Raw genomic sequence first — 16607 nt, 5'->3', positions numbered from 1 at the left:
TGGCCCTGTTGTTCTTGTTGTGGCTCAGGTCGGGGCGGCGTCATGTTGTTTTTGTTGGCGACTGCCGCGTGGCCCAGTTTGTTCTTCTTGCTGAGTAATATTGCACTCGCTGTGCCACCTATCAGATAACTTTTAGTTTTCATGAGCTTGGCAATTTTCAGGCGGGTCGGGGAACTTATCCGCACAGGAAGTGTTACCCCGAAATTGCCCTTTTTGCCGAGTCGTTGTGTGGGAAGGTAACAGTGAAGGGGTAACGGTTTTTGGATAATTCTTATGCAAATCAATCTATTGGACGTTAGTCTTATTATCGACTTAAGTTTATCGGCGTGTCGTTTTTTTACGGGGAATCCCTAGCCGTTGACGCCTTTCCCAGAGGTTCTTGCGGCTGATGCCCAGCTTCTGTGCCAGCTCCGTTTCGCTCATCTGGTCCTGATGCTCCAGCACGAAGTGCTGAAAATAGTCCTCCAGAGAGAGGTCGTCCTCGTTGGGTTCCGGTTCGCCGTCGCTGGCAGGAGCCGTGGGTGTGACGCTGGCGGTGGGGGGCGGCGCCGGGCGATTGGTCACTGGACCAAGGCCCAGGTCGTCAGGGTGGATCAGATGCCCCTCGGCCAGAATGACACCGCGCTCCAGAGCATTTTCCAGCTCGCGCACGTTACCGGGCCATGGGTAGTCGCGCAGGTCCTGGCGTGCCGCCCGTGAAAGCCGCAGCCCCGGCCGCTCATGTCGCTTGCAAGCTTTCTCCAGCAGAATGTCGGCAATCTTCAGCACGTCATCCTCGCGCTCCCGCAGCGGCGGCAGCGCGATCTGCATGACGTTCAGGCGGTAGTAGAGGTCGAGCCGGAATTCGCCGCTCTTGGAGAGGGCGCGCAGGTCCCGGTGGGTGGCGGCAATCAGGCGCACATCCACGTGGCGTGTTTCGACCGAGCCAATCTTGCGGATTTCGCCCTCTTGCAGCACCCGCAAGAGCCTGGCCTGGGCGTCCAGCGGCAGTTCACCAATTTCATCCAGAAACAGCGTCCCGCCGTCCGCGGCTTCCACCAATCCGGTGCGGGCGGCGCTGGCGCCGGTAAAGGCTCCCTTTTCATGGCCGAACAGCTCGGACTCGATCAGCGTTTCGGGGATCGCCGCGCAGTTCACGCAGATCAACGGTGCCTTGGCACGCTTGCTTTGTTGATGAATGGCGCGGGCGACCAGCTCCTTGCCGGTGCCGGACTCGCCCTGGATCAGCACTGTGACATCGGCGGGCGCCGTTTTGCGAATGCGCGTATAGACCTGCTGCATGGCGCTGCAATCACCAATCATCGTCTGCCTGCCACCGCCATCGTCGGTAATGTCCGGGGGAGTACCTTGCTGCATGGATTGCTTGTGCAGAATGCGCTCGACGGTTTCCAGCAGTTCGGTATGGTCAAAGGGCTTGGCCACGTAATCCACGGCGCCCTGCTTCAAGGCATCCACCGCCGAGCGCATGCTGGCATAGCTGGTCATGATGAGCACCGGGGCCGGGGCGGCCAGGGCGATCAGCGCCGTGCCCGGTTCCCCTGGCAGGCGCAGATCGCTGATCACCAGATCGAAGTCGCTGGGGGGGAGCTCGCGGGCTTCCTCGACGCTGGCGGCCTCGCTGACGCGATAGTCATGCCGCTCCAGCAGGCGCTTGAGGGCGCTGCGAATAATCGCTTCATCTTCAACAATCAGTATCCGGGGCATGGGGCAAGTGATCATCCTGTCGGTAAAGCGGGAGCCATAGCGTGATGGCCGTGCCGCGAGGCTGTCCGGGAGGTGGCGAAGCCACTTCTATGTTGCCTTGGTGCTCATTGATGATTTGATACGCCAACGATAACCCAAGCCCGGTACCTTCGCCTGCCGGTTTCGTGGTGGTGAACGGTTCGAACAACCGGTGTTTGACGCTGTCGTCGATGCCGTGACCGTCGTCGGTCACGCGCCACCAGGCGTGGTTGGCCTGGTGGCCAGCCTCGATCACCACGCTGCCTTGCGGGGCACAGGCATCCTTGGCATTGCTCAGCAGGTTGACCATCACCTGGGTCAGTCGCTGGGCGTCACCACGCACCACAATGTCATCCGCGCACGCATTGGTAAAGCGCACATCCTCCCCTGAGCGGGCCAGGTGGATCAAGTGCAAGGCATCGTCGCTGACGCTGGCCAGGGCGACCGGAGCGGCGGGCTGGGGCAGGGCCGCTCGGCCGCCATGGGCAAAGCCGACCAGCGAGTTGACGATGCGGGTTACGCGCTGGGTCAGCTGTTGGATCTGGTCGGCGGTTTCCAGCAGTGCTGGGTCCTCGGTGTCGTAGCGCAGGTTTTGGGCCAGCGATGAGATGCCGGTAATCGGATTGCCGATTTCATGGGCCACGCCGGCGGCCAGTTGGCCAATCGAGGCCAGCCGCGCGGCGTGCACGAGTTCCTCTTCCAGCCACTTCATTTCGGTGTGGTCTTCGACCAGCACCACGCTGCCGCCACGGCTGTCATGGCCACTCAGAACCGCTTTATGCAGGGTGAGAAAGTAATCCCTGCCGTGCAGCGAGACGGCCTGTTTGTAAAGCGGGGTCTGGTCTGCTTCCAGTACACTGCCCAGCAGTTCCGGCCAGGGTGCGGGCAGGCTGTCGCGGTGTGAGCCGATCACGCTGTCTCCACTGATACCCGAGAGCTGCGACAGCGCCTGATTCCACATCAGGAGTTCGTCGTCGTCACCCAGTACGCAAAGCCCGACGGGGAGATACGCCAGCGTCTGGCGGTGGTGGCGGCGCAAACCGTCCAGTTCGCGGGCCAGCCCGGTCAGCCGTGAACGATAGGCTTCCAGGCGGCTTTCGACGAAGTGAATGTCGTCGGTGACCGGCGCATCGTCGTGGCGATAGGGCAGGTAGCGGTCCACGATGTCGCGCGCCACCGAAGGCCCCATGAGCCCGGACAAGTTGGCCTGGATACGATCACGCAGGCGGCGCAGTGCGTAGGGGCGGCGCTCCTGAGGTGTCAGGTTGAGCGCCTTCAGGGCGCGACTGACCTCACGGCCAGCGGCTTCCTCGCCCAGCGCCTGGGCCAGGTGTGCGGTGAAATCACCGGCGGTGGCGGCCTCCAGCGGCAGGCGCTTGGAACGGATGACCGCGTCCACCGAGCAGGCCTCGGCAGACGAGCTTTCGCCTTCGGACATGCGCGTGAACAGCGATACCACCATCAGCAGAACGATATTGATGGCCAGCGAGATCAGCGTGACGCTGAACCAGGCAGGGTCATCGGCGCTCATCAGCGGGGTGAAGGGCAGGGCGGGCAGCGGGGTGTTGAGCAGCAGGGGCAGCCAAAGCCCCCACAGCCAGATGACGATGCCGCCGACCAATCCCGCCAGGGTGCCCTTGCGATTGGCGCCGGGCCAGTAGAGCAGTGCCAGCATGCCCGGCAGGCACTGGGCCATGCCCACGAAGGCGGCCAGCCCCAGGCTGGTGAGGGAGTGATAGCGGCCCAGGCTTTCGGCGAACAGCCAGCCACCGGCAATCACCGCAACCACCAGCGCGCGACGTAGCCACAGCAGCCAGCCATAGAGGTCGCTGCGCGCTTCCGGCGGCCGGGCTACGAGCACCAGGTGATTCAGCACCATGCCCGACAGCGCCAGCGCAATCATCATCATGGTACCGCTGGCTGCGGCCAGGCCGCCGATGAAAGCCAGCGCACCGACCCACCAGTGCTCGGTCATCAGATAGGCGGCGTAGGCCGCGACGGGCACGTCGGGCTGGGTCGATTGGGCTGCCCATAAGATCAGCGGGACGGGCAGCGCCATCAGCAGCAGAAACAGTGGCAGTGACCAGCTGGCCTGAAGCAGAGTGTGCCGTGAGAGGCTTTCGGCGAAGGTGATCTGAAACAGGTGCGGCATCAGGAAGGCGGCGGCAAAAAACAGCAGCAGCAGGGTTCTCCATTGGGGCGCTTCCAGCTGCGGGGTAGCGGCCTGCACGGCGGCCCCCGGGCCTTCCAGCCAGCGCTGCAGGTCCTGGGGGCCATCGAACACCCACCACAGCGCAATCACGCCAAGCCCCAGCATGGCCAGCAGCTTGATCACCGATTCGAAGGCAATCACGGTCAGCAGCGTATCGTGGCGCTGGCGGTGGCTATGGCGGGCACCAAACAGCACCGCGCAGGCAGCGATGGCGGCGCAGAGCAGCAGCGTGACGCCCCCGCTGTAATGGCTACCCGAGAGCAGGGCAATGGTGTCGCTGAGGGTCTGCACCTGAATGCCCAGCAAGGGCAGGACGGCCGCCAGGCTCAGCAGCGTGACCAGCGTACCGGCCCAGCGTGACCGATAGCGGAACGCAAACAGGTCGGCCAGAGATGAGAGCTGGTAAGTGCGGGTGATACGCTGGATGGGCACCAGCAGTACCGGTGCCAGCAAGAAGGCACCGGCCGCGCCCAGGTAGTAGGCCAGGTAGCCGAAACCGGCCTTGGAAGCCATCTCGACGCTGCCGTAGACCGCCCAGGCGCTGGCATAGACCCCTAGCGCCAGGGTGTAGACCATGGGGTGACGCGTGACCCGAATAGGTACCCAGCCGCGCTCGACGGCCATGCCGCAGGCCAGCAGCAGGCCAAGATAGCCCAGGCCCAGCAGGGCAACCCCCGCTAGCTCAACGCTCATCCAGCTTCCTCTTCTGTTCGAGCCATAGGGTCAGGGCGATCAGACCACCCCAGATGGCGAAAGGGCGATACCAGGCCGTGTCCGGGTCGCCCCAGCCGTTCATGAACAGAGGCGATAGCAGGTAGCCGCCAAACACCAGAAACAGCATGATGCGGTAAACGTACATGTCAGGGCTCCTCGGGCGTGGGCCGATGGGCGTGGGGCGTCAGGCGCTCGGGCGACCAGTGGGCAATGGCCCACTGCAGCTGAGTGTCGACTGGTTCGCTTGCCAGGGTTGCCGGGGGCGCCTGGTCGAGCAGCGTGAGCGCCTGGTGCAGCTGGCGGCGCACGGCGTCTGGTGCATCGGCCAGCGGCGGGGCCAGGTTCTGCTTGGAGAGCTTCTGACCATCCGCAGATACCACCAGCGGCAGGTGCAGGTAGCGCGGCGTGGCATAGCCCAGTGCCGCTTGCAGCTGGCGCTGCCAGGGGGTGTTGTCGAGCAGGTCGTAGCCGCGCACGATATCGGTGATGGCCTGGTCTGCATCATCGACCACGACCGCCAGCTGATAGGCCCACAAGGCATCCTTGCGCTTGAGCACCACGTCGCCCAGCGCCGCCGGGTCGAACTGCTGGCGACCAAACAGGCGGTCCTGCCAGACGACGGGGCGCTGGCCGAGGTCGCTGCGCAGCCGCCAGGCAATAGGTTTGGTTGCGTCGCGCACGCCGTCTCGGCACCAGCCAGGATAGACGTCGAAATTCTGCCACTGCTTTCTCGAACAGCTGCAGGGGTAGGCGAGGCGCTGGGTGATCAGCTGCTCCAGCGCCCGCTGATAGGCGTCTGAGCGGGTGTGCTGCCAGCAGACCGCTTCGTCCCAATACAAGCCGAACCTTTCCAGCTGCTGCAGGATAGTGAGGTCGGCGCCGTCTGGGCAGCGTGGCGGGTCGATGTCTTCTATGCGCACCAGCCATTGGCCACCGGCGGCACGGGCGTCCAGATAGCTACCCAGGGCGGCCACCAGTGAGCCAAGATGCAAAGGGCCGGAGGGCGTAGGGGCAAAACGCCCGCGATAGGAAGCGGTAGCGGTCATGGCAACCCGTTTCTGGCAATCAAAGAGCACAAGCGTGGAAAGACACAAGATGACAAACAAAAACGGGCACCTCAAGGGTGCCCGTCAGCGGCCGTCACTCATGTTGCGGTGGCCGCGGTGTCAACCGCCCAGCTGCTTCTCTTTCAGCTCGGCCAGCGTTTTGCAGTCGACGCACAGCGTGGCCGTCGGGCGTGCTTCGAGGCGGCGAATACCGATCTCGACCCCGCAGGCCTCGCAGAAGCCATAGTCGTCTTCATCGATCTTTTCGATGGTTTCGTTGATCTTTTTCAGCAACTTGCGCTCACGATCCCGAGTGCGCAATTCCAGGCTGAAGCCTTCTTCTTGGGTCGCGCGGTCGGCGGGGTCGGCGTAGTTATTGGCGTCTTCCTGCAGGTGGCGTACGGTACGATCCACCTCTTCCATGAGGTCCTGTTTCCAGTCCAGAAGCAGCTGGCGGAAGTGCGCGAGCTGCTTCTCGTTCATATACTCTTCACCCGGTGCCGGCTCGTACGGGATGAAGGACTTGGACGCTTCCGATTTCTTTTCCGCTACTGGCATGGGAGTGCCCCTTACGTTGTGACTACTGAACGTTGTGACTGCTGATCGACCATGTGCGTGTGTCACGATCGCACGCCAAAGGGGTGCTTGTTTAGCTGAAAATTAGCTGCGATGCAAGCATAATAGTGCGTTTTCGACCATGGTCCTACATCTTGTACGCCATGGGTCATGTTTTGACTACTGCTAGGAAAAGGAACCGTTATGGCCTGGAATACGCGTGTGGAACACGTCGCACCTTTTCGCGTGATGCACTTATTGGAAATGGCGCAGGCGCGTGAGGCGGCGGGTCATGATGTCATCCACCTGGAGGTAGGAGAACCCGATTTTGCCACGCCAGCCCCCATCGTGGCGGCAGGGCAGCAGGCGCTGGCGGAAGGCCGTACACGCTATACACCGGCGGCGGGGCTGGCCTCACTGCGTGAAGCGATTGCCGACCATTATGCCCAGCACTTTGGGGCAACGGTGGACCCGGCGCGGATTCTGGTGACCCCCGGCGCGTCCGGTGCCCTGCTGCTGGCCAGCCAGCTGCTGGTGGAAAGCGGTCAGCGCGTGCTGATGGCCGACCCCAATTACCCGTGCAATCGCCACTTCATGGCGCTGGCCGGTGCCCACATCGACAGCGTACCGGTGGGCCGTGACAGCGGCTGGCAGCTGACCGCACCGCTGGTCGAACGTCACTGGCAGCCCGATACGCGGCTGGTGATGCTGGCCACGCCTTCCAACCCCACCGGGCATACGCTCAGCGCTACCGCACTAAGGGAGGTCATGCAGACGGTGGCCGCCAAGGGCGGCGATCTCATCGTCGACGAAATCTATCAGGGGCTGAATTACGACGATGCCCCGCTGTCGGCTCTGTCGCTGTCGGAGAATGCGTTTGTGGTGAACAGCTTTTCCAAGTACTTCGGCATGACGGGCTGGCGGCTGGGGTGGCTGGTGGCGCCCGAGCAGGCGGTCGAGCCACTCACGCGGCTGGCGCAGAACGTGTTTCTGGCTGCGCCGACGCCCTCCCAGTATGCGGCTCTGGCGGCTTTCACGCCGGAGTGTCGCGACATTCTCGAAACCCGTCGGGCCACCCTCAAGCAGCGGCGTCAGGTGTTGCTGGATGGCCTGGCGGCCCTGGGGCTGGCGCCGGACCTGCCACCCCAGGGGGCGTTTTATGTATGGTTGGATATTTCTCGCTACAGCCGCGACAGCCAGGCCTTTTGCGAACGCCTGCTGCAAGAGGAGAACGTTGCCATCACACCGGGGATCGACTTTGCCGTCGAGGGCGGAGAGCACCATGTGCGAATCGCGTTCACCAATGAAGTGCCCAGACTTCAGGAAGCCATGGAGCGCCTGGCCCGCTTCGTAGGTCGCTTATGATGCACTACCCCACGCTGATGCCGGGTACGCTGCTGCGCCGCTACAAGCGTTTTCTGGCCGATGTGCGGCTGGACAGCGGCGAAGAGGTGGTGGCGCACTGCCCCAATACCGGTTCGATGAAGGCGGTCAACGTGCCGGGGGCTCGGGTATGGCTATCGCCCAGCGACAACCCCAAACGCAAGCTGGCCTGGACCTGGGAGTGGATTGCGCTGCCCCAGCCGGACGGCGCGCTGGCGCTGGCCTCGGTGCACACCGGGCGGGCCAATCGGTTGGTCGAGTCGGCCATACAGGCGGGAGACATCCCCCCTCTGGCAGGCTACGCCACGCTGAAGCGTGAGGTAAAAGTGGCCGATGCGCGGCTCGATTTTCGCCTCGACGACCCGGTGAAGGGGGCGGCCTATGTCGAGGTCAAGCAGGTAACGCTCAAGGAGGACGATGGCCATGGCTATTTCCCGGATTCGGTCAGTGAGCGTGGCACGCGGCATTTGCATCATCTGACGGCGCTGGCCCAGCAGGGCGAACGGGCGGTGCTGCTGTTTTGCGTGGCCCATGAAGGGATCGAGGACGTGGCTCCCGCGGCCCACATCGACTCCGTTTATGCGACCGCGCTGGCCGAGGCCATGGCGGCGGGCGTCGATGTGCTGGCCTACGGCATTCGTCTCGAGTGGCGCGACGCAGCGCCGTTCACTGCACGTTTGAACCGGGCGCTGACGGTGCGGGCCTAACGCTCGATGTAGAAACGCTGGATAAAGCTGACCGGCTGCGGGGGCGCATTGCGGTCGTGGCGCACTTCCAGGTCGAAGCGCATGGGTTCGTCATGGCGCAGTGTGAACAGCGCAATGTGGTAGGTGGCATCGCCGTCGCGGACATTGCGAAAGCCGAGAGACTCCCCGGCGTCATTCAGTCCTCCGACGCTGCCCTGGACGTTGGCCATGACCGGGCGCGTCGTGCCATCGGGCTGGCGCTGGCGCACGGCCACGTTGACCAGCCCGTGCCCGGCGCTGCGCTGGATGCGGTGGGCTTGAGCGACTTCAGGGCTCAGGTGCCGCGTGGCGATGGCGCTGTAGTGAATTTCATAATCGCCGACTTCGACCCACTGTTCTGCCGTGGCCTGGGTCGACATCAGCAGCAGACCCAATAGTGTCAGCAGCGCGAGGCTGCGGCGCAGTCTTGCCATCGCCATGGCGGTTCTCCTCTACGATGGGCGGCGGCGAACCCTGAAAATGGCAATTTCGCCAAACAGATTCGGCCACCATTTGGATGTCCAGTGCCCTTTGTGGTCGCCCACGCCCACGGCGCGGTCCACGATCACCAGCCCCTTCTCGCCACAGAGATGCTCGAAGTCATTGAAGGTCGACAGGTGAATGTTGGGCGTGTCGTACCAGGCGTGGGGCAGCGACTTCGATACCGGCATGTAACCGCGCACCCCCAGGTGGACGCGGTGACGCCAGTAGGCAAAGTTGGGGAAGGTAATGATGCCCTCCTCCGCCACCCGCAGCATCTCATCGAGCATCTTGTCCGGGCGGCGCAGTGCCTGCAAGGCCTGCGTCATGATGACCTGGTCGTAGCTGTTGTCGCTGAAGCTGGCCAGGCCGTCGTCCAGGTTGTGTTCGATCACGCTGACCCCTTTGGCCACACACTGGGTGATGCCCTCCGGGTCGATCTCCAGCCCGTAACCGGAGACCTGTTTCTCGTTGGCCAGCCGTTCCAGCAGCGTGCCGTCGCCGCAGGCCAGGTCGAGGATACGGGCGCCGTGGGGCACCCAGTCATAGATCAATTCCAGGTCGGTACGCATTAACGAGCCTCCTTCTTGGCGACGGCGTCGATCTTCAGCTCGCGAGCGACGCGGCCCATGAAGGCACTGAACAGCGCGTGGTAGCGGGGTTCAGGCAGCAGGAAGGCGTCGTGGCCGTGAGGGGAGTCGATATTGGCATAGCTGACCGATTTGCCCGCCTGGGTCAGGGCATCCACCAGCTCACGGGAACGCGAGGGTGGGAAGCGCCAGTCGGTGGTGAAGCTGACGATCAGGAAAGGGCATTGGGCCGGGGCCAGCGCCTGGGCAAGGTCGCCCCCGTGGCGGGCGGCAGGGTCGAAGTAGTCCAGCGCCTTGGTCATCAGCAGATAGGTATTGGCATCGAAGGCGGTGGAGAAGGTATCGCCCTGATAACGCAGGTAGGACTCCACCTGGAACTCGACATCGAAGCCGAAATTCAGGTCGTCGCTGCGCAGGTCGCGGCCAAACTTGCTGCCCATGGCGTCTTCGGAGAGGTAAGTGATATGACCGACCATCCGCGCCAGCTTCAGGCCCCGCCTGGGCACCGTGTCGTGCTCTGCGTACCATCCATCGAAGAACTCCGGGTCGGAGCGAATGGCCTGACGAGCCACCTCGTTGAAGGCGATGTTCTGGGCCGACAGGCGTGGCGTGGCGGCAATGATGACCGCATTGGCCACCCGCTCCGGGTACGTGATGCTCCACTGAAGTACCTGCATGCCGCCCAGGCTGCCACCCACGGCCGCAGCCCAGCGCACGATGCCCAGGTGGTCGGCCAGGCGTGCCTGGCTGGCCACCCAGTCGTTGACCGTGATCACGGGGAAGTCGGGCCCCCACTGGCGGCCGGTGTCTGGGTTATGGCTGACGGGGCCGGTACTGCCGTGGCAGCCGCCCAGGTTGTTCAGCGACACCACGAAGAAACGGTCGGTGTCGATGGATTTGCCCGGGCCGATATGGGCATCCCACCAGCCGGGCTTGCGGTCCTCGGCAGAGTGGTAGCCCGCCGCATGGTGGTGGCCGGAGAGCGCGTGACAGATCAGTACCGCGTTGGAGCGCTCGGCGTTGAGCGTGCCGTAGGTTTCATAGATCAGCTCGTATTCCGGCAGCGTCTTGCCGCAGGCAAGCGGTAGCGGCGTATCAAATTTGGCAACGTGTGGTGTGACCAGACCCACGGAGTCCGCTGGCCGGTCAGCAAAAGCAAGAGTGTCTGAATCAGGCATCGAAAGCGCTAGTCCTGCAAAATGGATCCTGCTCAAAAAGACGCGACGACCAGCCTCAGAGGCCGACCAGCGCGCCCGAGATTCCCGCCGCGCGGATCAGCGCGCCAACCACCAGCCCATCGACCAGGTTGATGGCGATGAACACCACGATGGGCGACAGGTCGATCATGCCCAGCGGCGGGATGACCTTGCGCACGGGAGCCATGATGGGCTCTACCAGCTGCATGACCAGCAGCGCGCCTGGATGACTGGCATTGGGGGCCACCCAGCTCAGGATGATCATGACGATCATGGCAAAGAAGTAAATCTTCAGGATGGCATTGGCCAGGGCCGCTACCCCGGCAATCAACAGGCCGGGAATCGGCGGCATGCCCAGACCAATGACCATGAAGATGGCCACGATGCTGACGACCTTCAAGACGAACCCTGCCGCAAGGGTGGCCAGGTCGAAGCGACCTGCCACGGGGCCCAGGAAGCCCTGGAACAGCCCTACCACCGGCTGGGTGATCTTGACCACCGACTGGCTCAGGGGGTTGTAGTAATCGGCCCGTGACGCCTGCAGCAAGAAACGCAGCATCAACAGAAACAGATAGATATTGATCAGTGTGTTGACGAGCATTAGCCCCGCGCTGCCCAGTTGGCTTCCCATTGCTGCCTCTCCTTCGATCTTGGTATTGGTGTGCAAAATAAACGCTAAAGGCGTATCAGGCACGTCATCCTGTGTGTAACGCAGGCATTATGTGTGTTGGCCGAGCTCTTTGGCCATGGCATCGGCACGCTGAGCGCACGCTTGCATGGCATCGGCGATGATGGTTCTCAGTTCGGCCTCTTCCATGTGGGCAATGGCGCGTTCGGTGGTGCCGCCCGGCGACATCACGTTCTGTTTCAGCGTGGCGGGGTCTTTGTCGCTGCGCTTGGCCATGGTGGCGGCACCCAGCGCGGTCTGGATGGCCAGCCGGCGCGCCGTGGCGGCCGAAAGCCCTTGTGCCACGGCGGCTGCTTCCATGGCTTCGAACATCAGGAAGAAATAGGCCGGTGCACTGCCGGACACGGCGGTGACGGCATTCAGCAGGTGCTCTTCTTCGACCCACTCGACGATGCCCACGGCTTCCATCATCTGTGTGGCCAGTTCGCGCTGGGCCTCGCTGACGGCCTGATTGGCGTAGAGGCCGCTGGCGCCCATGCCGACCAGGGACGGCGTGTTGGGCATGCAGCGTACCAGGGCGTTACCACCCCCGAGCCACTGGTCGATGGTGTCAGCGTCCAGACCTGCCGCAATCGAGACGACCAGCGGTGCCTGCTGCTGGACGCTATCGCGCAGGGCCTCACAAACGCCGCGCATGATTTGCGGCTTGACGGCCAGGACGACCACGTCAGCGCCACTCACCGCCGCGTTGTTATCGGTATGGGTATGAATGCCCAGGCGCGAGGCCAGGGCTGAAAGCTCGCTCTCGTTGGGGGCCGTGGCGGTGATGTCGCCAGGCGCGACACCGCTGTCGATCAGGCCGCCGATAATGGCGCTGGCCATGTTGCCTGCGCCAATGAAGGTGATCTTGTTCGCCATGGGGGATCCTTTTTCGCAAATGGCTGCGACGTGCAGCAGAAAATAAGCCGTGTTCGGGTGGTTGCCGTCAACTCCGAGCGCCAAAAATGGCGGTGCCCAGCCGTACCAGCGTGGCACCTTCCAGAATCGCGGCTTCGAGGTCATCGCTCATGCCCATCGAGAGCGTATCCAGAGGGGCGTCGGGCAGGGCTGCCTGCAGCGTTTCCAGCAGCGCCCGTAGCTCAGCCAACGGTTTGCGCTGCGCTTCCTGCGTTTCCGCCGGGGCAGGAATCGCCATGAGGCCCCGCAAGGCGAGGCCGGGTAGGGGCGCGATTTCCCGGGCCAGGGCCAGCGCATCTTCCGGCAGTACCCCGGATTTGCTGGATTCGCGACTGATATTGACCTGCAGGCAGACATTCAGCGGTGGCAGGTGGGCCGGGCGCTGTTCGCTCAGGCGCTTGGCAATCTTGAGGCGGTCGACGCTGTGCACCCAGGCAAACTGTTCAGCCACGGGCCGGGTCTTGTTGGATTGCAACGGGCCAATGAAGTGCCAGACAATGTCTTCCAGGTCGGCCAACTGCGCCTGCTTGTCCAGCGCTTCCTGCAGGTAGTTTTCGCCAAACGCCCGCTGGCCGTGCTGCCAGGCCAGGCGCACGCTGCTGGCGGGCTTGGTTTTGCACACCGCCAGCAGCGTTGCACCGTTCGCGGGTCGCCCGGCCTGGACGAGCGCCTGGCCCAGGCGTTCGCGCGCAGCGGCCAGTGACTCGGGAAGCGCGTTGTCTGTCATACTCAAACACCTTACCGCAGCTGGGAAAAGAGAGATGGATATTACCGAACTGCTGGCATTCTCGGCAAAGCAGAATGCGTCCGACCTGCATCTTTCTGCAGGCTTGCCTCCCATGATACGTGTTGATGGCGATATCCGTCGGCTTAATGTGCCCGCCATGGAAAACAGTGACGTTCGGCGATTGATCTACGACATCATGAACGATCGTCAGCGCCGCGACTATGAAGAGCATCTGGAAGCCGACTTCTCTTTCGAGGTGCCCGGCGTTGCGCGTTTCAGGGTCAATGCCTTCAACCAGGCGCGGGGGGCCGGGGCGGTGTTCCGTACCATTCCCAATGACGTGCTGTCGATGCAGACCTTGGGCATGGGTGAGGTGTTCGAGCGTCTTGCCATGCTGCCGCGGGGATTGGTGCTGGTGACAGGGCCAACGGGGTCGGGCAAGAGCACGACGCTGGCGGCCATGATCGATTACATCAATGACCACCGCTTCGAGCATATCCTGACCATCGAAGACCCGGTGGAGTTTGTGCATACCAGCAAGCGCTGCCTGATCAATCAGCGCGAGGTGCATCGTGACACCCACAGCTTTGCTGGCGCGCTGCGCAGTGCGCTGCGGGAAGACCCGGACGTGATTCTGGTGGGCGAGCTGCGGGATCTGGAGACGATTCGGCTGGCGCTGACCGCCGCCGAAACCGGCCATCTGGTGTTTGGCACCCTGCATACCACGTCGGCGGCCAAGACCATCGACCGGATCATCGACGTGTTCCCCGGGGAAGAGAAGTCCATGGTGCGCTCGATGCTGTCCGAGTCGCTGCAGGCGGTCATCTCGCAGACGCTCCTCAAGCGACAGGGGGGCGGGCGCGTGGCAGCTCACGAAATTCTGATTGCCACGGCAGCGGTGCGCAACCTGATCCGCGAAGACAAGGTAGCTCAGATCTACTCCGCCATTCAGACCGGTGGCGCGCTGGGCATGCAAACGCTGGATGCCTCCTTGGCGCGGTTGGTCAAGGAGGGGGTGGTCACACTGGGCGATGCTCAGGCCCGAGCCAAGGGAACGCTGTCGGTCAAGGAGTAGCGGCGCGGTATCAGGCGGCGTAAATACCGCCCAGTACACGCGGGCCGCTGGCACCCGTCACGGAAGGCAGGTTGCCGGGGAGCCCATGCAGGCGCTGATGGGCCAGCCAGGCAAAGGCACCCGCTTCGATCCAATCTTCCGGCCAGCCCAGCGTGGCCGGTGATACCAGTGCCATGTGCGGTAGGTGAGCCGCCAGCCTCTCCATCAAATGGTCGTTATGGGCGCCTCCTCCGCAGACCAGCAGGTTCGCTTTTTGATCGCCCAGCGGCAGTTGGGCGATGCCTTGCGCGATACTGGCCACCGTGAGTTCCGCCAGCGTTGCCTGAATGTCACAGGGCGCTTCGTGGCCGGTGAGGTGGCGCTGTAGCCAATCCAGGTGAAAGAGCTCACGGCCCGTGCTGCGCGGCGGTGGCTGCTGAAAGAAGGGCTCTTGCAGCAGTCGCTCCAGCAGGGCGGTGTCCACGCAGCCACTCGCTGCCCAGGCACCCTGTTGGTCAAATCGGCCGACATGATGCTGGCCAAACCAGGCATCCAGCAGCACATTGGCCGGCCCCGTATCGAACCCCACCACCGCCTGCCCCGGTTGGCTCGATAGCCAGGTAAGGTTGGCAAAGCCGCCCAGGTTGAGCACCAGCTGTTCACCTGCCCGTGCTCCGAACAGTGCCTGATGAAACGCCGGAGCCAGGGGCGCCGCCTGGCCTCCTGCGGCCAGGTCACGACGGCGAAAATCCGCCACGACGGCGCAGCCGGTCAGTTCTGCCAGCAGGCTCGGGTTGTCCAGTTGCCAGGTATAGCGCGGCCCGCCCTGGTGCCCCTCGGGGGCATGTTCGATGGTCTGGCCGTGGCTGCCGATGGCCGCTATCTGGTGGTGAGCGACGCCATGCTCTGCCAACAGGGTGTTGACGGCCCGTGCTTGCAAGCGACAGAAGGCATCTTCGGCAGCGGCCAGCTCGGCAAACGTCACCGACGACGAGTGGCATAAATGCAGCAGCTGCCCATGCAGCGCATCGGGCATGGCAACCGCTGTGGTACCGATCAGGGTCGGAGGGGTATGGGGCGTTATTTCGACGAGGGCGGCATCGATGCCGTCCAGGCTGGTGCCCGACATCAGCCCGACATACAAGGTCGGTAACGCGAGAGGTGAAGTTTTCATATCGCCATGCATCCAAAACGGGGTGAAGGCTCAACCAGTGCCTTGGGGCGTGGTAATATCGCCCGCTATCACGGTTAATCGCCTATATACGGCATATAGTACATGGAGAGAGGCAATGAGTGAGGTGGATCAGGCGTTAGCGCTGCTGTCGCGAGGTACGCATGAAATCCTGGTAGAAGACGAGCTGCGCAAGAAACTGGCGTCGGGCCGCAAGCTGCGCATCAAGGCTGGATTCGATCCTACCGCCCCCGACCTGCACCTCGGCCACAGCGTGCTGCTCACCAAAATGCGCCAGTTCCAGGACCTGGGGCACACGGTGATCTTCCTGATTGGTGACTTCACCGGTCGGATCGGTGATCCCACCGGCAAGAACGTCACCCGCAAGCCGCTGACCGAAGCCGATGTCAAAGCGAATGCGGAAACCTATAAAGAGCAGGTTTTCAAGATCCTCGATCCTGAAAAGACCGAAGTCCGTTTCAATGCTGAATGGTTCGGTGAGCTGACCGCCGCGAAGATGATCGAGCTGGCCGCCCAAAGCACCGTGGCCCGCATGCTGGAGCGTGACGACTTCGAGAAGCGTTACAAGGCCAATCAGCCCATCGCCATCCATGAGTTCCTCTACCCGCTGGTGCAGGGCTACGATTCGGTTGCGCTGGAAGCCGATATCGAGCTGGGCGGTACCGACCAGAAGTTCAACTTGCTGATGGGGCGTGAAATCCAGAAGCATTTTGGCCAGGAGCCACAGGTCGTCATTACCATGCCGCTGCTGGAAGGGCTGGACGGCGTCCAGAAGATGTCCAAATCGCTGGGCAACTACGTCGGCGTGGACGAAGCGCCGGGGTCGATGTTCAACAAGCTGGTCTCCATGCCTGACAGCTTGATGTGGCGCTACTTTGAATTGCTCTCGTTGAAAACCAACGAAGAGATCGCCGCGCTGAAGCTCAGCGTGGAGCAGGGTGCCAATCCTCGGGATGTGAAGATGGAGCTGGCGCGTGAGCTCATCGCCCGTTACCACGGTGATGAAGCAGCCGCGAATGCGCATAAATCGGCGGGCAACCAGCTGGCCGAGGGTGAGCTGCCGGAAGACCTGCCGGAAGTGACGGTGGATTTCGAAGGCAGCGAGCAAGCGCCCATCGCCGCTGTTCTGAATCGCTCCGGCCTGACAAAGAACAGCGCCCAGGCCAAGGACATGCTGAAAAATGGCAGCGTCAAGGTCGATGGCGAGGTCGTTGCTCAAGATGCCATGCTGGCCACCGGTAAGGTGTACGTCATCCAGGCAGGCAAGAAACGTTACGCCCGTGTGACGCTTGCTTGAACTTTTTGAAAACTTTTTCAAAATAGCCCTTGCCAACCCGGCAGCGAATCCGTAAAGTACGCATCCGCTGCCGGGGACGCCAAGCGTTACCAGCGGTGAAGAAGGTTGAAAAACCTTCGGTTTGTCAGG

Annotated in this window: 16 protein-coding genes; 4 read left to right on the top strand and 12 right to left on the bottom strand. The window is 62.9% G+C overall.

Translation table 11 applies throughout. The features are described from left to right. Nucleotides 1-318 precede the first annotated feature (318 nt). The 5 genes from IE091_RS15935 to dksA form a co-directional block, all read right to left on the bottom strand. Complete coding sequence (locus tag IE091_RS15935; RefSeq protein ID WP_189464097.1) at nucleotides 319-1704, bottom strand: sigma-54-dependent transcriptional regulator; 1386 nt, start codon at nucleotides 1702-1704, stop codon at nucleotides 319-321. Further along, nucleotides 1682-4627 (bottom strand): ATP-binding protein, encoded by a 2946-nt coding sequence (locus tag IE091_RS15930; RefSeq protein WP_189464096.1) that lies wholly within the window; start codon nucleotides 4625-4627, stop codon nucleotides 1682-1684. The genes IE091_RS15935 and IE091_RS15930 overlap by 23 nt, the downstream gene beginning before the upstream one ends. After that, a complete protein-coding gene (locus tag IE091_RS15925) occupies nucleotides 4617-4793 on the bottom strand; it encodes a hypothetical protein (protein WP_016915939.1) in 177 nt (58 codons plus the stop codon). The genes IE091_RS15930 and IE091_RS15925 overlap by 11 nt, the downstream gene beginning before the upstream one ends. Before the next feature lies 1 nt (nucleotide 4794). Continuing rightward, on the bottom strand, nucleotides 4795-5694 hold the full coding sequence (gluQRS, locus tag IE091_RS15920) for a tRNA glutamyl-Q(34) synthetase GluQRS (RefSeq protein ID WP_189464095.1): 900 nt from the start codon (nucleotides 5692-5694) through the stop codon (nucleotides 4795-4797). A gap of 120 nt (nucleotides 5695-5814) precedes the next feature. After that, nucleotides 5815-6252: an RNA polymerase-binding protein DksA gene (gene dksA, locus IE091_RS15915; RefSeq protein WP_016915941.1), complete on the bottom strand. Its 438-nt coding sequence runs from the start codon at nucleotides 6250-6252 to the stop codon at nucleotides 5815-5817. A gap of 201 nt (nucleotides 6253-6453) precedes the next feature. On the opposite strand from dksA, the gene IE091_RS15910 reads away from it, so the two are divergent. Both IE091_RS15910 and sfsA read left to right on the top strand, forming a co-directional pair. After that, entirely contained in the window at nucleotides 6454-7614 is a 1161-nt protein-coding gene (locus IE091_RS15910) for an aminotransferase class I/II-fold pyridoxal phosphate-dependent enzyme (protein ID WP_189464094.1), read from the top strand. Continuing rightward, complete coding sequence (gene sfsA, locus IE091_RS15905) at nucleotides 7611-8339, top strand: DNA/RNA nuclease SfsA (protein ID WP_189464093.1); 729 nt, start codon at nucleotides 7611-7613, stop codon at nucleotides 8337-8339. Before IE091_RS15910 ends, sfsA begins: the two co-directional genes overlap by 4 nt. Here the strand turns inward: sfsA and IE091_RS15900 are convergent. The 6 genes from IE091_RS15900 to IE091_RS15875 form a co-directional block, all read right to left on the bottom strand. Continuing rightward, a complete protein-coding gene (locus IE091_RS15900) occupies nucleotides 8336-8797 on the bottom strand; it encodes a DUF4426 domain-containing protein (protein ID WP_016915944.1) in 462 nt (153 codons plus the stop codon). The genes sfsA and IE091_RS15900 overlap by 4 nt on opposite strands. A gap of 12 nt (nucleotides 8798-8809) precedes the next feature. After that, nucleotides 8810-9409 (bottom strand): methionine biosynthesis protein MetW, encoded by a 600-nt coding sequence (metW, locus tag IE091_RS15895; protein WP_189464092.1) that lies wholly within the window; start codon nucleotides 9407-9409, stop codon nucleotides 8810-8812. Then, on the bottom strand, nucleotides 9409-10605 hold the full coding sequence (metX, locus tag IE091_RS15890; protein WP_189464091.1) for a homoserine O-succinyltransferase MetX: 1197 nt from the start codon (nucleotides 10603-10605) through the stop codon (nucleotides 9409-9411). The genes metW and metX overlap by 1 nt, the downstream gene beginning before the upstream one ends. A gap of 55 nt (nucleotides 10606-10660) precedes the next feature. Beyond that, nucleotides 10661-11254 (bottom strand): YggT family protein, encoded by a 594-nt coding sequence (locus tag IE091_RS15885; RefSeq protein WP_144984243.1) that lies wholly within the window; start codon nucleotides 11252-11254, stop codon nucleotides 10661-10663. 87 nt (nucleotides 11255-11341) lie between these two features. After that, nucleotides 11342-12169, bottom strand: a complete 828-nt coding sequence (proC, locus tag IE091_RS15880) for a pyrroline-5-carboxylate reductase (RefSeq protein WP_096921566.1) — start codon at nucleotides 12167-12169, stop codon at nucleotides 11342-11344. Nucleotides 12170-12236: 67 nt separating this feature from the next. Next, nucleotides 12237-12935 carry a YggS family pyridoxal phosphate-dependent enzyme gene (locus IE091_RS15875; RefSeq protein WP_189464090.1) on the bottom strand — a complete coding sequence of 233 codons (699 nt, stop codon included), beginning with the start codon at nucleotides 12933-12935 and terminating at the stop codon, nucleotides 12237-12239. Nucleotides 12936-12969: 34 nt separating this feature from the next. Here IE091_RS15875 and IE091_RS15870 point away from each other — a divergent pair, with 34 nt between their 5' ends. Further along, nucleotides 12970-14010: a type IV pilus twitching motility protein PilT gene (locus IE091_RS15870; RefSeq protein ID WP_189464089.1), complete on the top strand. Its 1041-nt coding sequence runs from the start codon at nucleotides 12970-12972 to the stop codon at nucleotides 14008-14010. 10 nt (nucleotides 14011-14020) lie between these two features. On the opposite strand, the gene IE091_RS15865 is transcribed toward IE091_RS15870, so the two are convergent. Further along, nucleotides 14021-15163: an anhydro-N-acetylmuramic acid kinase gene (locus tag IE091_RS15865; protein ID WP_189464088.1), complete on the bottom strand. Its 1143-nt coding sequence runs from the start codon at nucleotides 15161-15163 to the stop codon at nucleotides 14021-14023. Between the two features lie 115 nt (nucleotides 15164-15278). Between IE091_RS15865 and tyrS the strand changes: the two genes are divergently transcribed. Further along, entirely contained in the window at nucleotides 15279-16478 is a 1200-nt protein-coding gene (tyrS, locus tag IE091_RS15860) for a tyrosine--tRNA ligase (protein WP_039181301.1), read from the top strand. Nucleotides 16479-16607 lie beyond the last annotated feature (129 nt).

This window comes from Vreelandella hamiltonii (assembly GCF_014651775.1).
Classification (GTDB): Bacteria; Pseudomonadota; Gammaproteobacteria; order Pseudomonadales; family Halomonadaceae; genus Vreelandella; species Vreelandella hamiltonii.
This window is presented reverse-complemented; position numbering and strand designations above follow the sequence as displayed.

Coding starts and splice junctions, on each gene's coding strand:
- IE091_RS15935 (WP_189464097.1), bottom strand. CDS start 1,704: ATGCCCCGGATACTGATTGTTGAAGATGAAGCGATTATTCGCAGCGCC.
- IE091_RS15930 (WP_189464096.1), bottom strand. CDS start 4,627: ATGAGCGTTGAGCTAGCGGGGGTTGCCCTGCTGGGCCTGGGCTATCTT.
- IE091_RS15925 (WP_016915939.1), bottom strand. CDS start 4,793: ATGTACGTTTACCGCATCATGCTGTTTCTGGTGTTTGGCGGCTACCTG.
- gluQRS (WP_189464095.1), bottom strand. CDS start 5,694: ATGACCGCTACCGCTTCCTATCGCGGGCGTTTTGCCCCTACGCCCTCC.
- dksA (WP_016915941.1), bottom strand. CDS start 6,252: ATGCCAGTAGCGGAAAAGAAATCGGAAGCGTCCAAGTCCTTCATCCCG.
- IE091_RS15910 (WP_189464094.1), top strand. CDS start 6,454: ATGGCCTGGAATACGCGTGTGGAACACGTCGCACCTTTTCGCGTGATG.
- sfsA (WP_189464093.1), top strand. CDS start 7,611: ATGATGCACTACCCCACGCTGATGCCGGGTACGCTGCTGCGCCGCTAC.
- IE091_RS15900 (WP_016915944.1), bottom strand. CDS start 8,797: ATGGCGATGGCAAGACTGCGCCGCAGCCTCGCGCTGCTGACACTATTG.
- metW (WP_189464092.1), bottom strand. CDS start 9,409: ATGCGTACCGACCTGGAATTGATCTATGACTGGGTGCCCCACGGCGCC.
- metX (WP_189464091.1), bottom strand. CDS start 10,605: ATGCCTGATTCAGACACTCTTGCTTTTGCTGACCGGCCAGCGGACTCC.
- IE091_RS15885 (WP_144984243.1), bottom strand. CDS start 11,254: ATGGGAAGCCAACTGGGCAGCGCGGGGCTAATGCTCGTCAACACACTG.
- proC (WP_096921566.1), bottom strand. CDS start 12,169: ATGGCGAACAAGATCACCTTCATTGGCGCAGGCAACATGGCCAGCGCC.
- IE091_RS15875 (WP_189464090.1), bottom strand. CDS start 12,935: ATGACAGACAACGCGCTTCCCGAGTCACTGGCCGCTGCGCGCGAACGC.
- IE091_RS15870 (WP_189464089.1), top strand. CDS start 12,970: ATGGATATTACCGAACTGCTGGCATTCTCGGCAAAGCAGAATGCGTCC.
- IE091_RS15865 (WP_189464088.1), bottom strand. CDS start 15,163: ATGAAAACTTCACCTCTCGCGTTACCGACCTTGTATGTCGGGCTGATG.
- tyrS (WP_039181301.1), top strand. CDS start 15,279: ATGAGTGAGGTGGATCAGGCGTTAGCGCTGCTGTCGCGAGGTACGCAT.